Here is a 15,594-nt window from a genome sequence, read left to right as displayed (position 1 = left end):
AACAATCTTACCTTCTGGCAATAAAATATCTTGTAATAGCGGCCACGTCCAGCACCAGGCATACTTTTCCTGAGCCTAATAACGTCACGCCCGCATAAATCTCAATCGTGTTCACCGGTTTGCTTAGGGCCTTGATCACAATGTCCTGCTGCCGCAGAAGACTGTCCACAATGAGACCTAGTTTCCGGTTGTTGTACGTGACAATGATGACATTCTGTACATCTCCCTGCAATTTTGATTTTCTACCGCTGTATTCGTGCAAGTCTACATTGAATAGCTCTCGCAAATACACAATGGTAATTGTCTCCCCCTTAATGTCTGCCACCAACAAGTCACCCACCTCATGCAATTCTGTGGATGGCAAAGACACCACAGAGTCTGTGTGCATAAGCGGAATGGCATAGTAGTTCTCCTCAACCTGACACAACAAAGCGCCTTTTACCGCAATGGACGTTGGCATGTACATGGTAAACGTAGTGCCTATCCCCTTCTGGGAATCTACTCTAATACGTCCGCCAATAGAATCAATGGCATTCTTCACCACATCCAAGCCAACGCCGCGCCCAGAGAACTCAGTTACTTCTTTGGCTAGGGAGAACCCCGGCTCAAACAGGTAGGACAGCACTTCTGTGTCTCTAAGATCCTCCACTGCATCTGCCGGCAAGAACCCTCGGTTCACAATCGCCTTCCGTACTTCTGCCTGGTCAATGCCCTTGCCATCATCTATCAATCTAAGGATCACCGTGTCTCTGTCATTCTGTGCTGACAGAATAATATTTCCTTGAGGCGATTTTTTCTGCTTCTTACGGACGTCTGCCTTTTCAATGCCATGCGAAATGGCATTGCGCATTAAATGCAACAAAGAGTCTGTGATAATCTGCAGGATGTTCCGGTCAATCTGGATGTCCTGTCCTACAATCTCCAGGTTTATTTCTTTCTTCTCTGCAACGGCAATATCCCGCACAATACGCGGGAATTTGTTAAACAGCGAGCCCACATTTACCAGACGGGCATCCATCACACTAAACTGCAATTCCTCGGTAATGCGATAGAGGTGGGAGCTGACGCTTTTCAGGTCGTCGTGGTCCAGCTCTTTGCTGATGGAAAGGATACGGTCCCGGTCAATGATCAACTCGCCCACTAGGTTCAGCAGGTGATCCAGCTTTTTAATCTGAATGTAAATGAGGTCAGAGAGCGAAAGGTTTTTAGAAGTATAGTACTTCTGTACCTTAGACAGCTCCTCACCAGTATTCTCAGAGACAGAATTGGCAATAATGTCCAGGTTGCGGAGCAAAGCAGCGCTTGGCTCCGGCGAATTTGGATTGTCAATCCCGGCAATCAATTCGCCCAGCATGTCAATTCCGTCAAAAAGAACGGTAACTACCTCGTCACTAAAGTTAAGCTCTCTGTTTCTGATCAACCCAAAGGCCGTCTCTAACTTATGGGCAACGTCAGAAATATTGAGGTACCCAATCGCCTTGGCATTGGCCTTAAGGTTATGGAGTAGCCTGAAAATCTCGGCAAGCACCTGCTCGTTGTCAGGGTTCTTTTCAAGATCACTGATGTGCCGGCTGAGCGCGTCATAGTACTCCAGCGCTTCGGCTATAAATATCTCCTTGTATTCCTGCTCTCTCGCCTTCATCTACTAAGGTCCCTTTGGAGCGTGTGGCTCAGGTGTCTTTCTGCCGCAAAACGGCTAATCATGGAATGGATCTGGCCTAAGGCCACCACTCCGTTCACTACCCCATTCTCAATAGCCGACTTGGCCATTCCAAAAATAGAGGAGGTCTCTGCGTTTTGAGCGATGATCACACCGCCCATGTTTCTAATTTCTTGTGCACCCTTGGTACCATCCTGCCCCATGCCCGTCATGATGATGCCCATGACATGTTCACCGGCACAATAGGCGGCAGACTGCATCAAAGTATCCACAGACGGAGAGTCTAATACTGCAGAAGTAGCTGGTACCAGGTCAAGTGTCAGCAAGTCTGGCTTCAAGGCATTGCGCCTAATGAACATATCATGTCCACCTGGGGCAATGATGACCGTATTGGCTTGCAAGGCCATTCCTTTGCGCCCCTCTTCCACCTGCCACTTGGTCACCTTTTGCAGACGTCTGGCTAGACGCTTGGTAAACTTCTCTGGCATATGGATGGCCACCAGCACCACCGTGGGTTGTTGCACCTCTAAATCACGCAACACATATTCTACCGCCGTTGAACCACCAGTAGAGGCGCCCAAGACTACCAGGCATAAGGGTTTCTGAGCGGGGTTAATTACAGGAGTTGGATGGTATTTTACCTTTAGAACCTCAACTTCTGGCTGCATGCCTCGCCAGGTGAACGTGCCACCATATCCTTTCACCAGAGCGCGCAGTTTATTCATCAACTCTACCTTAACCCCCACCAGTTTTCCGGCTGCAAGGCTACTGTCAGACTGCAACACGTACGCGCTTTCCTGGTCTGTTAAATTAGGCTCAGAATACAATTCCATTTTCTGTGACACCATTAACAGCAATGGTGACTGGTCTTTGTAAACAGATCTGAACAGCGGAAGCTTGCCGCTTACCGTCAATCCCGGTTGGGCCACAATCACATCTGGTTGCAGATCAAACGCCTTGCTTAACAATTCATCTTTGGTTTGGGCAGTATCCACCACCTCCAGATGGGGCTCGGCATTGATCATGCCAGAGAGCACCAGTCTAGACCGGACAGAGGTATCCCCTATTAAAACCTTGATTTTTGTATTAGGCGCGTGTAGCACGTGGTAAGAGACGAGTGAAGCGAGATTATTCTATTCCTGGAAAGCCTGGTTTAAGGCCTCCAATACTTTGTCTTCTGAGAACGGTTTCACAATGTACGTCAAGGCACCATGCTCCGTGGCCTCGTTTACAATTACCTCCTGCCCTACGGCGCTCACAATGATCACCTTGATGTCTGCATTGTTCTGCTTGATGGCTTTTAACACATCCAAACCTGTGTTATCAGGAAGGATGACGTCTAAGGTCACCAAATCAGGAATCTTGTCTTTGGCCATTTCTATGGCTGTTTTTCCGTCTGGGGCTTCACCCACCACGTCATATCCTGCATCTAGCAACATGTTTTTCAACATGGTGCGCATGTAGAATGAATCATCTACAATCAGTATTCTTTTTTTCTCAGTGATTTCCATAACGGTGTTTTTAAATGGTTAACCCCTCAATTCCATAATCTCATCTGAGGTAAGGATCTTAAAGATATCCAGCACAATGATGAGGCGGTTATCTATCTTTCCAATGCCCTCAATGAAGTTTTCATTGATGTTGATGTCTTGGATGAACGAAGGTGCTTTGTCAATGCTAGAAACCGGCAAGGTCAACGACTGCGGCACTTCTTTCACAATGAACCCCAGCGTATAATCTTTGGCCTCAATCACCAGTGTATAGGTATGACGATCAACGGATGCGGAGCGCTCCACCTGGAAGCGCTCCTCTAAATCCATGATAGCTAGAATGTCACCTCTAATGTTGGCCACTCCTTTAATAAAAGAAGGGGTCTTGGGCATACGGGTTATTTCTGGGGTAATGGTCACTTCCTTTACCTGCTCAATACGAATCCCGAATTCCTCAATACCTAGCTTGAAGACAATCAGGTGGACCATTGGTTCAACCACGGAGTCCTTCTTCTCGCGGGCGTTTTGTACCTCCATTACTCTTGTCCTCTACTTTTTCCTGCTTTTCTGGTAGCCTTTTTCAGTAGTTCCTCCTCTTCTTCGCTGTCTGTTGTAAAGCTGCGCTTTCTACCAGGCACCGCGCTCAACTTGCGCTGGTTGCGGTTAGGGAAAACCAGGTTTCCATTGATCAGCTTGAAGGCAGAAATACCCAATTGCAAGTCATCCGCAATGTCATTCAGGCGCTGGCTGGACGTAGTCAGTTCTTGCATGGACGCCGACAGTTGCTTAGCCGTACTTGCCACTTGCTGCGTACCAGAAGCCGTTTGTTCGGCAATGGCTACCACTTCTTCCACATACTTCACAACGTCCCCAATGGATGACTTCTGCACCTCGGTAGACACCAAGATGTCCTGGGCAGAGCGGAGCGTTTCACCGCTGGAAGTCGCAATGTTCTTAAAGGCGCCGGACGCTTCAAATGTAGCGTTCTTACCTTTCAATACACGGCCTTCCATGGTCGCGATCGCCGCTGCTGCAGAAGAGGTATCTTTCTTCACGTCTTCTACCAGAATGGCAATCTCACTCGCAGACTTGCGTGATCCCTCGGCTAGTTTTCTGATCTCCTCGGCTACTACCGCAAAACCTCTACCTGCTTCACCGGCTCTGGCTGCCTCAATGGCCGCGTTCAAGGCCAGCAAGTTGGTTTGTGCCGCAATGTCTGTGATCACACCCAATGACTTGGAAATCTCCTGGCTACGCGTGCTTAGTACTTCAATGGTTTTAGCAGTAAGCGCCGCAGAAGAAGAAATCTCTTCCATGTTTTTCACCACCTCAGCCACCGTCTTCAGACCTAATTGGGAAGTTTCCTCACCCATTACCGCTGAACGGTTCACCACGTCTGCCTTGTTGGCGGTTTCTTTGGTGGCCTTCATGATTTCTTCAATCAGTTTGAAGGCTTGGTCTGTTTTGAGAGCTTGGTTCTGCGCACCCTCTGCCATTTGTTGCATTGAGAGAGCCACATCTACCGTTACTCTGTTCATCTCTAACCCTTTGGCGGCCATATCTTCTGAAGAGCTTCCCACAATCAGTGAGCTTTCATTGATTTCACCTAATAGGGCATTTAAGTTATCTACCGCCAGGTTCAAGGCATTAGACATGGCCAGGATGTCACCAGCGGTATGAATTTCTACTTTTTGTGTTAAATCACCTTCAGAGATGGCGCGTACTACGCGTGACACTTCCAGAACCGGCGTTACGATGGACTCTAACAGGTCATTCAAGGTATCTACTAGTTCTTTCCAGCTTCCAGACACACCACTTACCGTAGCGCGTTCGGTCAGTTTACCTTCAACACCCGCTACTCTTGCCACGCGGCTAACTTCACCCGCTAAGCGATTCAAGTCTTCAACCATGCTGTTGATGGTGTCTGCCAGGTCGGCTAGTTCGCCTTTGGCTTGCAAGGTCAGTTTCTGCGTCAAGTCACCCTTAGATACCGCGGTTACTACTTTCACAATACCGCGTACCTGCGTAGTCAGATTAGAAGCCATCACGTTTACATTATCGGTCAGGTCTTTCCATACCCCGCCAATGTTAGGCACTTTGGCTTGTCCTCCTAGTTTACCCTCGGTACCCACTTCAAGCGCCACTCTGGTAACCTCACCCGCGAAGATGTTCAGGGAGTCCACCATTCTGTTGATGTTCTCTTTCAGCTCTAAGAGCTCTCCTTTTACATCTACCGTCACCTTCTGGCTCAAGTCACCTTTCGCCACGCCAATCGCAACTTTTGCAATGTCACGTACCTGCGAGGTTAAGTTGGCGGCCATGGTGTTCACATTGTCGGTCAGTTCCTTCCAGGTACCACGTACTTTCGGAACATTCGCCTGACCACCTAGCTTACCTTCGGTACCCACTTCTCTTGCCACACGGGTCACCTCGTCGGCGAAGATGTTCAGGGAATCCACCATCTGGTTCAGGTTTTCTTTCAGTTCCAGGATTTCACCTTTCACATCTACCGTCACTTTCTGGCTCAAGTCACCACGGGCTACCGCGGTAGCTACTTTGGCAATATCACGTACCTGGCTCGTCAACTGACTTGCCATGTAGTTTACGTTCTCTGTTAATTCTTTCCAGGTTCCACCTACGTTTGGCACAGAAGCTTGCGCTCCCAGTTTACCTTCGGTACCCACTTCACGGGCTACTCTGGTTACCTCATCCCCGAAGATGTTGAGGGAGTCCACCATCTGGTTCAGGATGTTCTTCAGCTCCAGGATTTCACCCTTCACGTTCACGGTCATCTTCTGGCTCAGGTCACCTTTCGCCACCGCAGTCGCTACGTTGGCGATGTCACGTACCTGAAGCGTCAGGTTGGAGGCCATGTAGTTCACGTTGTCCGTCAGGTCTTTCCAAACACCACCCACATTCGGTACTGATGCCTGGCCACCCAATTTCCCTTCGGTACCCACTTCCAACGCCACGCGGGTTACTTCCCCGGCAAACACGTTGAGTGAATCCACCATTTGGTTTAATATATTTTTCAGTTCAAGGATTTCGCCTCTTACCTCTACGGTCATTTTCTGACCCAAATCTCCTTTTGCTACGGCGGTTGCTACGGCGGCTATGTCACGTACCTGATGGGTCAAGTTAGACGCCATGTAGTTCACATTGTCCGTCAGGTCTTTCCAAACCCCGCCCACATTCGGCACTGATGCTTGTCCGCCTAGTTTACCCTCTGTGCCTACCTCAAGCGCCACGCGGGTTACCTCCCCGGCGAAGATGTTGAGGCTGTCCACCATCTGGTTCAGGATGTTCTTCAGCTCCAGGATTTCTCCCTTCACGTTCACCGTCATCTTCTGGCTAAGGTCACCCTTCGCCACCGCGGTCGCCACGTTGGCGATGTCACGTACCTGAAGCGTGAGGTTGGAGGCCATGGAGTTTACGTTGTCCGTCAACGCTTTCCAGGTACCAGCCACGTTTGGCACGTTGGCCTGTCCACCCAAGATTCCTTCGGTTCCTACCTCAAGTGCCACACGAGTTACCTCACCAGCAAAAGTATTCAGGGAATCCACCATCTGGTTCAGGATATCCTTCAGTTGAAGAATTTCACCCTGCACGTTCACCGTCATCTTCTGGCTCAAATCCCCTTTCGCTACCGCAGTCGCCACGTTGGCGATGTCACGCACTTGCAGCGTCAGGTTGGAGGCCATGGAGTTCACATTGTCAGTGAGGTCTTTCCAAACCCCGCCCACATTAGGTACATTTGCCTGGCCACCCAAGATACCCTCAGTACCCACTTCACGGGCAACACGGGTTACTTCATCTGCGAAGATGTTAAGGCTGTCCACCATCTGATTCAAGTTGTCTTTCAGCTCAAGGATCTCTCCTTTTACCTCAACCGTCATCTTCTGGCCCAAATCTCCTTTTGCCACCGCAGTTGCTACGTTGGCTATATCACGTACTTGTAGCGTCAGGTTAGACGCCATGTAGTTTACATTATCTGTTAGGGCCTTCCAGGTACCGGCTACGTTTGGCACGTTCGCCTGACCACCTAGAATACCTTCGGTGCCTACTTCTCTTGCCACACGGGTTACCTCATCTGCGAAGATGTTAAGGCTGTCCACCATCTGGTTCAAGTTGTCCTTCAGCTCGGCTAACTCACCGCGTACATTCACGGTGATTTTCTGGCTCAAGTCACCTTTCGCTACCGCGGTTGCTACGTTGGCGATGTCACGTACCTGAAGGGTCAGGTTACCTGCCATGGTGTTCACGTTGTCCGTCAACTCCTTCCAGGTACCACCTACGTTTGGCACGCTTGCTTGTCCGCCCAGTTTACCTTCAGTACCTACTTCACGAGCAACGCGGGTTACCTCGTCCGCGAAGATATTGAGTGAATCCACCATCTGGTTGATGATGTCTTTCAAGTCAGCAATCTCACCACGTACGTTAACCGTAATCTTCTGGCTCAAGTCACCCTTCGCCACAGCGGTAGCAACGTTGGCGATGTCACGCAACTGGCTAGTCAGATTACTAGCCATGGTGTTTACATTGTCAGTAAGTTCTTTCCAGGTACCGCCCACGTTTGGTACACGGGCCTGGCCACCTAGTTTACCCTCAGTACCCACTTCACGGGCCACTCTGGTTACTTCATCCCCGAAAATGTTTAAAGAGTCCACCATTTGGTTGATGTTCTCCTTCATCTGCAACATTTCCCCTTTCAGGTCAACAGTCACTTTCTGGGTCAGGTTACCTTGTGCTACCGCGGTAGTTACTTTTGCAATGTCCCGTACCTGAGAGGTAAGGTTAGACGCCATCGCGTTTACATTGTCGGTGAGCTCTTTCCAGATACCGGCAACGTTTGGTACGGATGCTTGTCCACCCAGTCTACCTTCAGTACCTACCTCTAGTGCCACACGCGTTACCTCACCGGCAAATAGGTTTAGGTTGTCAATGGTACGGTTGATGGTTTCGGCCATGACCTTGAAGTCACCAGACACCGGAATCTGGAACGTCTCATCCAGGTTACCCCTAGAGATGTTCTTCAATACCTTGCCCACTTCCAATACCGGAACGGCAATGGAATCCACCAGGCCGTTGATATTGTTGATCATGTCCTTCCAGAAACCAGAGGCGTTCTCAGCAGAGGCACGGGCTTTCAGGTTACCCTCCACCCCGGCTACCTTAGAGATACGGGATACCTCGCCTCCTACCCCACCAATCATCTCCACCATGGAGTTGTAGGCTTCGGCTATCTCAGAGAAGATGTCATTGTTCTGCTTGGTTAAGCGAACGGAAACGTCTCCTTTCTTAAAAGCATCTAACGCGTAGAGCACGCGGTTCAACTGCTCATTGATATAGTCATTGTCTTGCAACTGGTACTGCAAACGAGGCGTGTTGCTCCGTCTGGCTTGGTCAGCCTGTACTAACGGCACTGCCAATAAAGGGGATTCTTCCGTTCTATCCGTCTCAGTTTCTCCAGCACTAGCATCAGAATCAGCAGGGGAAGCGTCAGTAGTGGCATCCAGGGGAGCGCTGGTGTCAGTAGCCACAGGAGCGGTCTCCTCTACTGGCGTGGGCGTCTCTTCCACAGTAGCTTCGGCTGGGGTCTCTGCCGGCTGGGCCACAGGTTTCTCAGCTTCTGACTTCCCAATCAACTTGTCTTTATTGAGTTTTAAGTTTTTACCTAAAGCCATTGTATATGTGATTGTAGAGCGTTTTTACATGCTTAGGCAATGGTCTTGCCACGCCATGGTTTGTTCGCCTTAAAAAAATAGGCTATGCAATATACTATAAATAGGGTTAAGAAGAACCCCTTATTTGGTGGCTAGAAATTCTTTAGCCAATGCCAGGTAGTCCTTGGCACCATTAGAGGCTGGGTCATATTCTATCACGCTCTTACCAAAAGAAGGTGCTTCTGCCAGCTTCACGTTTAACCGTATGCGTTGGTCAAAGATATGCTCCTCCACGTTCTCCTGCAGGTATTCCTCAATCTCTAGGCTAAGCTTGCGGCGCTTGTCATACATGACCACCACAATGCCCTTCACCCTTAATTTAGGGTTAAGCGTATCTTTAATCTGCTTGACGGTATTCAAAATCTGCCCCAGACCTTGCAATGTCAGTACTTCCATCTGCAAGGGGATGATCACCTCCTGAGAGGCGGTGAGCGCATTCACCGTCAACAAGGATAAGGACGGCGGACAGTCAATCAAGACATAGTCAAACCCCTTAATCTCCTGTAACATGCTTTGCAAAAACTCCTCACGACTTGCCTGCCCCACCAAAGATATCTCCACATCCACCAGATCATTGGTTCCAGGGGCTACCTTCAAACCGTTGCAATCTTGCAGAATATCCACCAGATTTTGCTGTCCGGTAAAGACGTCTGCCAGCGTATGTTCTGGCTCAGTGATTCCTAAAGAATAAGATAAGTTGGCTTGTGGGTCTAAATCGATCAACAGCACCCGCTTTCCCAGCTTTTGGAGCGCGCTTCCCAGGTTAATGGTGGTAGTGGTTTTACCTGTCCCCCCTTTTTGGTTGATGACCGATACGATAGTTGCTGCCATAGGTTACACGAAAACTGAAATTTATTTTTCTGCCGTTGAAACGGGTTAAAGCTACAAATTTAAAAGGCGTTAAAATGCGTTTTTGGCCTGTTTTCTGGAAATTAGCCCAAAAATGAATCTGCCGGTGCTATAAATCTATCCTGCACCATAAAGTCTATTGCATTATTATCTCCCTCTTCTTTGACCTTGTGGGTTAAAGAGAGGATGGTGGCCGGTGAAAACAACAGCCTTCTGCCGGTCAACGCTTGGGCTAAGTACCCGATGGTGGGATTGTGACCTATAAGTAATAGAGTCTCCACGGCTGGGTCAATGGTATCCAGAAGATGTTTCATATCCTCTTCATCTCCATGGTAAATGTCGCGCTCCGTCTGCACAGGCACAGACACGCCCAGGCCTGCTAAAACCCCGGCCAAGGTAGACTGCGTACGTACCGCTGGGCTGCAGAAAATCAAGTCAGGCACCAGGTTTTTTTCTTTCAGCCACAGGCCCGCGGTCAAGGCTTGCCCATGCCCAAGAGGGCTAAGGTCGCGGTCCAGGTCTGTCTGCCCCGGAACTTTTTCTAGGGCGGTTGCGTGCCTCATTAACAAAAGATGTTTCATAGCGCCAAACTCTAGCTTTAAAACTTTTTTACTGCCCTAAGGTATATGGTTTTGCGCTCTTCTTACAAGCCACTTACCACCTTGGGCTTGCATTGTCTCAAAATTTTACGTCATCTTTGAAAAATTTTTGGGCGCCGCCCACCTCCTTATATATATGATAAAGAACTTAGTAATTGTGGAGTCCCCGGCCAAAGCCAAGACCATTGAAGGGTACCTGGGCAAGGATTTTATCGTGAAATCTAGCTTCGGGCACGTGCGGGACCTCCCCAAGGACAACAATGCCATAGATATTAAAAACGGCTTTAAGCCCACCTACGTGGTGTCTCCAGACAAGCGTGAGGTGATTAGCAGCCTTAAGAAACTAGCAAAGGAGGCCGAGACGGTGTGGCTGGCATCAGATGAGGACCGTGAGGGAGAAGCCATCTCTTGGCACTTGGCCGAGGCCCTAAACCTGAACGAGGCCAAGACGCGCCGCATCGTATTCCGGGAGATTACCAAGAACGCCATCTTAAACGCCATTGACAACCCGCGCACCATTGACATTAACCTGGTGAACGCCCAGCAGGCAAGACGTGTGCTGGACCGTCTGGTAGGTTTTGAGCTGTCACCGGTGCTTTGGAAAAAGATAAAAACCGGCCTATCGGCTGGGCGCGTTCAGTCCGTGGCGGTGCGCTTTGTAGTAGAGCGCGAGCGCGAGATTGAACGCTTCAAATCTGAGTCGGCGTTTAAAGTGGTGGCTATTTTTGACGTGGCTGGCAAACGCCTTGAGGCCGAATTGAACACGCGCTTTAAAACCCGTGAGCAGGCCGAAGACTTCTTGAACCGCAACATTGGCGCTTCTTACACCATTGACAGCCTGGAGAAAAAACCAACCAAGCGCAGCCCGGCCGCGCCGTTTACCACGTCTACCTTGCAACAGGAGGCCAGCCGAAAGCTGTATTTCTCAGTAGCTCAAACCATGCAAGTGGCCCAGCGTCTGTACGAAGCTGGTAAGATCTCCTACATGCGTACCGACTCCGTGAACCTGTCACAGGACGCCATGGCCGCCGCCGCCGCAGAGATTTCCCGCAGCTTTGGTGACAACTTCGTTAAAACCAGACAATACAAAACCAAGTCAAAATCAGCCCAAGAGGCCCACGAATCCATCAGGCCTACGGATTTTGCCGCGCTCAAAGCCAGCGATGACCGCAATGAGCAGCGTCTGTACGACTTGATCAGAAAACGTGCCATCGCCTCCCAAATGGCAGATGCCGAGATTGAGAAAACCACCGCCGTTATCTCCATCTCTGGTCAGCCTGAGAAGCTGGTAGCTACCGGTGAGGTGGTGAAGTTTGAAGGCTTCTTGAAAGTCTACGCCGAGTCTACGGACGACGAGGAACTAAGCGATGAAGAAACCCAGGGCATGCTTCCTCCTTTGAAAGAAGGTCAAACTTTGAACCTTCAACGCTTACAGGCCACGGAGCGCTACAGCCGTCCAGCCCCGCGTTATACAGAGGCCAGCTTGGTAAAGAAACTAGAGGAAATGGGCATTGGTAGACCATCTACGTATGCACCTACTATCTCTACCATCCAGAAACGAGGCTACGTAGAAAAAGACAATAGAGAAGGGAAGGAAAGACCCTACCAAATCCTGTCTTTGGAGAACGGTAAAATCAGCGCTATGACCAAAACCGAGATGGCCGGCGCCGAGAAAGCCAAGCTCTTCCCCACGGACATTGCCATGGTGGTGACTGACTTTTTGGTGGCCCACTTCCCCAGCATCATTGACTATTCCTTCACCGCCAAGGTAGAAGAAGAGTTTGACCAGATTGCCTTGGGTAACAAAGAGTGGGACAAGATGTTAGACGTTTTCTACTCAAGTTTCCATGGAACCATTGAAGCCTCTGCAGACATTGAGCGCGCCAGCGTAAGCGGTGCCCGTGAGCTGGGCCTTGACCCAATTTCTGGCAAGATGATGATTGCCAAATTGGGACGCTTCGGGCCGTATGTGCAGTTGGGTGAGGAGAACGAAGAGACCGGGGAGAAACCCGTGTATGCCAGCTTGAGAAAAGGCATGTTCCTGGAGTCTATCACCGTAGAGCAAGCCCAGGAATTGTTCAAATTACCACGCGTAGTAGGCACTTATGAAGAGAAGGACATGAAGGCTGCCATTGGGAGGTTTGGACCTTACATTCAGCACAACAGCAAGTTCTATTCTCTGCCAAAAACCATGGATCCGCTCTTGATTTCTGAGGCCGAGGCCGTTGAACTCATTGACGCCAAACGCAAGGCAGACGCCGAGAAGATGATCAAGACCTTCCCGGAAAACCCAGAGGTAACGGTATTGAACGGACGTTTCGGGCCGTACATTGTGGTAGGCAAGAAGAACGTCAAAATCCCGAAGGGACAGGAACCAGCAGAGTTGACTTTAGAGCAGTGCCTAGAACTGGCGGCCAACACCCCAGACAAACCAGCCCGCGGCGGCTTCAAGAAAAAAGCAGAACCCGCCGAAAAAGCAGACGCTCCTAAGAAAACCGCCACCAAAAAGCCGGCCGCCAAGAAAGCGCCTGCTAAAAAGGCCACCGGCACAACGGCTAAAAAGGCAGCTCCTAAAAAGAAAGCCAGCTAGTTTTAAACAGACACAGGACGTAAGATTCAAGACACAAGACTTGAATCTTAATTAAGTCCGTTTTTGGCTTGTTTTCCAGAAAACAAGCCAAAAACGGACTTCTTCCTTTTGTAGATATTTGCGTATTTTACTCTACTTGTAGAATAATCTTATGCCTTGAATCTTGTGTCTTGTGTCTTGTGTCTTAAAAAAATGCGTCTTATGTCTTCAAAAAAAAAGAAAGTAGTAGTCTTAACCGGGGCCGGTATCAGTGCCGAAAGTGGGCTAGCGACGTTCAGAGACGCAGACGGGCTTTGGGAAGGGCATGACGTAATGGAAGTAGCCTCGCCGGAAGGTTGGCGCAAAAACCCGGAACTGGTGCTGGAATTCTACAACCAGCGCCGTAAAAGCGCCTTGGATGTGAAACCTAATGTCGCGCATCTGGCCTTGGTAAAGCTGGAAGAAAAGTTTGACGTGCGCATCATCACCCAGAACGTAGACGACCTGCACGAACGCGCCGGTTCCTCCCATATCCTCCACCTGCACGGCAAACTATTTGAAAACAGAAGCACCCAGGATCCGTCACTCATCTATCCGGTAAATGGCTGGGAATTGAAACTAGGCAACCTCTGCGAGAAAGGCTCTCAGCTACGGCCTAACATTGTCTGGTTCGGGGAGCCGGTGCCCTTGATTGAACAGGCCATAGAAGAAACCATGACCGCTGATTACCTGCTGGTGATTGGCACGTCCTTGCAGGTATACCCCGCCGCTGGGCTTCTCTCCTACGCTCCGCATGACACGCCCATCTATCTGGTTGACCCCAATACGCCCGCCGTGTCCCATAGAAGAAACCTTACCATCCTCAAAGAAAAAGCCACCGAGGGCGTCCCTAAAATAGTGAAGCAGTTGCTGGAAGAAGCCTAAAGAATGCCCTCCGCAAAACGGAATTCACCAATAGAATTTACCAATGGAAAGAAAAGTAAAATTGTATATAGCCGCCAGTTTAGATGGTTTCATTGCCGGACCCAATGATGAGATTGATTGGTTGAACGCCTACATGGATGGCAGCTCTGATTATGGCTATAATGCGTTCTATGCGGGTGTAGATACCACCCTTATGGGCAATGGCACTTATAAGGTAATTCAGAATTTTGACCCATTTCCCTACATAGGTAAAACCAACTACGTCTTCTCCAGGCAAACCACAATACCGCCAGCGCCGCATGTAGACTACATCTCACAAGACCCGGTACAGTTTGTCACGCAGTTAAAGACCACGCCGGGCAAGGACATTTGGCTTATTGGTGGTGGTCAGATAAACGCCATACTTTTGAATGCCGGCTTGATAGATGAAATCATCCTGTCCTATGTGCCCGAGATACTAGGCCGAGGTATTCCTCTCTTTACGGATCAAACCCACCCTACTAAATTTACCCTGGTATCTACAGAATCTTTTAAGTCGGGCTTGGTTCAACTTGTGCTTGCAAAGCGAGGGTAAAGCCGTTTTTGGCCTATTTTCAGGAAATCAAGGCAAAAACGGCACTCACTCACTCACTCACTCACTCACTCACTCACTCACTCACTCACTCACTCACTCACTCACTCACTCACTCACTCACTCACTCACTCACTGGCAACTCCCATGCAGCGGTTTTGCTGTACCAAAGTTCTTCTCCCCGTATCTCCAGCGGCGAGGCCAGGTTGTTGTGGTATAACTGACCCGTTCCCAAACCCTGGGGCAAGGGATTGTTAAAACTGGCCGCAAACTGCGCAATGGCATTGAGTCCTATGTTAGACTCCAGCGCCGAGGTCATCCACCAGTCAATCCCCAATGACTGGGCCACTTGAATCCATTCGCGGCTACCGGTGAGGCCGCCCAGTAAAGTGGGTTTTAAAATGACATAGGCAGGTTTTATAGCGTCTAGCAACTTCCATCGGTTTTCCTTTTGGTTCACGCCAATCAACTCTTCATCCAAAGCAATGGGAATAGGCGACCGCAAACAAAGCTCTTTCATTTCCTTCTCCTGGCCCGCCTTGATGGGTTGCTCGATGGAATGGATGTCAAACTTGGAAAGCTGGTCCAGTTTACCAAGTGCGTCTGATGGGCTAAAGGCACCGTTGGCGTCCAGGCGCAATTCCAGTTCACGCGGGGTGGCCATCTTTCTTATTTCTTCCAGAATACCTAGTTCCTGGCTAAAATCAAGGCCTCCAATCTTCAGTTTAAGACAAGTAAAGCCCTGAGCCAGTTTCTTCTCAATCTGCTTACGCATGAACGCGGGAGCGCCCATCCAGATCAGGCCGTTAATTCTTATCCCTTCCTCAGACTTGGAAAACGCACTAGGATATAGTTGAAAATTGGCTCCCCGCATGTAGTCTACAAAAGCCGTCTCAAACGCGAAGTTGATGGACGGCCACTGCTCTAAGTTCTTCCAGAAGGCAAAGCCGGCCTCGTCCTCAAAAGAATCACTTTCTAAGGCATTGTATTGGTGGCATAACCTGGTCAGGAGCGCAAAGAAATCTGGCGAGTAGTCTGGGCTGAGACCAGGTAAGGGAGAGCATTCCCCCCAACCTACCTTTTCTGGCAAATCTGTGTGGTGCACGCGCACGTAATGCGCCTGGTGTACCTGCATGGCGCCGCGCGAGGTTCGGGCATCAAAGGCGAATTGCAGCGTTCTATGAAAAGGCGTCAAGACGTACGGCATGG

At 49.7% G+C, this 15,594-nt stretch carries 11 protein-coding genes; 3 read left to right on the top strand and 8 right to left on the bottom strand.

All coding sequences use genetic code 11. From position 1 onward, the window contains the following. Positions 1-7: 7 nt before the first annotated feature. The 7 genes from ABD880_RS02220 to ABD880_RS02190 all read right to left on the bottom strand — a co-directional run bounded on the left by ABD880_RS02220 (position 8) and on the right by ABD880_RS02190 (position 10,303). Positions 8-1,642, bottom strand: a complete 1,635-nt coding sequence (locus tag ABD880_RS02220; RefSeq protein ID WP_345161885.1) for a chemotaxis protein CheA — start codon at positions 1,640-1,642, stop codon at positions 8-10. Continuing rightward, positions 1,639-2,763 (bottom strand): chemotaxis protein CheB, encoded by a 1,125-nt coding sequence (locus ABD880_RS02215; RefSeq protein WP_345161883.1) that lies wholly within the window; start codon positions 2,761-2,763, stop codon positions 1,639-1,641. Before ABD880_RS02215 ends, ABD880_RS02220 begins: the two co-directional genes overlap by 4 nt. Before the next feature lie 30 nt (positions 2,764-2,793). Next, positions 2,794-3,171 carry a response regulator gene (locus ABD880_RS02210; RefSeq protein WP_345161881.1) on the bottom strand — a complete coding sequence of 126 codons (378 nt, stop codon included), beginning with the start codon at positions 3,169-3,171 and terminating at the stop codon, positions 2,794-2,796. 18 nt (positions 3,172-3,189) lie between these two features. Then, positions 3,190-3,687, bottom strand: a complete 498-nt coding sequence (locus ABD880_RS02205; RefSeq protein WP_345161879.1) for a chemotaxis protein CheW — start codon at positions 3,685-3,687, stop codon at positions 3,190-3,192. Then, positions 3,687-8,834, bottom strand: a complete 5,148-nt coding sequence (locus ABD880_RS02200) for a HAMP domain-containing protein (RefSeq protein WP_345161877.1) — start codon at positions 8,832-8,834, stop codon at positions 3,687-3,689. The genes ABD880_RS02205 and ABD880_RS02200 overlap by 1 nt, the downstream gene beginning before the upstream one ends. Before the next feature lie 120 nt (positions 8,835-8,954). Then, entirely contained in the window at positions 8,955-9,704 is a 750-nt protein-coding gene (locus tag ABD880_RS02195) for a ParA family protein (protein ID WP_345161875.1), read from the bottom strand. A 101-nt stretch (positions 9,705-9,805) separates the two neighbouring features. Then, on the bottom strand, positions 9,806-10,303 hold the full coding sequence (locus tag ABD880_RS02190) for a SixA phosphatase family protein (protein ID WP_345161872.1): 498 nt from the start codon (positions 10,301-10,303) through the stop codon (positions 9,806-9,808). Positions 10,304-10,457: 154 nt separating this feature from the next. Here ABD880_RS02190 and topA point away from each other — a divergent pair, with 154 nt between their 5' ends. From topA to ABD880_RS02175, 3 genes are all read left to right on the top strand, one after another. After that, entirely contained in the window at positions 10,458-12,911 is a 2,454-nt protein-coding gene (gene topA, locus ABD880_RS02185) for a type I DNA topoisomerase (RefSeq protein WP_345161870.1), read from the top strand. A 201-nt stretch (positions 12,912-13,112) separates the two neighbouring features. Beyond that, positions 13,113-13,814 carry an SIR2 family NAD-dependent protein deacylase gene (locus ABD880_RS02180; RefSeq protein ID WP_345161868.1) on the top strand — a complete coding sequence of 234 codons (702 nt, stop codon included), beginning with the start codon at positions 13,113-13,115 and terminating at the stop codon, positions 13,812-13,814. A gap of 43 nt (positions 13,815-13,857) precedes the next feature. Next, positions 13,858-14,388 carry a dihydrofolate reductase family protein gene (locus ABD880_RS02175; protein WP_345161866.1) on the top strand — a complete coding sequence of 177 codons (531 nt, stop codon included), beginning with the start codon at positions 13,858-13,860 and terminating at the stop codon, positions 14,386-14,388. Between the two features lie 121 nt (positions 14,389-14,509). Here the strand turns inward: ABD880_RS02175 and ABD880_RS02170 are convergent, their stop codons facing one another. Next, positions 14,510-15,592, bottom strand: a complete 1,083-nt coding sequence (locus ABD880_RS02170) for an o-succinylbenzoate synthase (protein WP_345161864.1) — start codon at positions 15,590-15,592, stop codon at positions 14,510-14,512. Positions 15,593-15,594: the final 2 nt, after the last annotated feature.

It is taken from the genome of Nibribacter koreensis (assembly GCF_039541795.1).
In the GTDB taxonomy this organism is placed as follows: domain Bacteria; phylum Bacteroidota; class Bacteroidia; order Cytophagales; family Hymenobacteraceae; genus Nibribacter; species Nibribacter koreensis.
The sequence above is the reverse complement of the archived record's forward strand: the minus strand, read 5'-3'. Positions and strand labels throughout refer to the sequence as shown.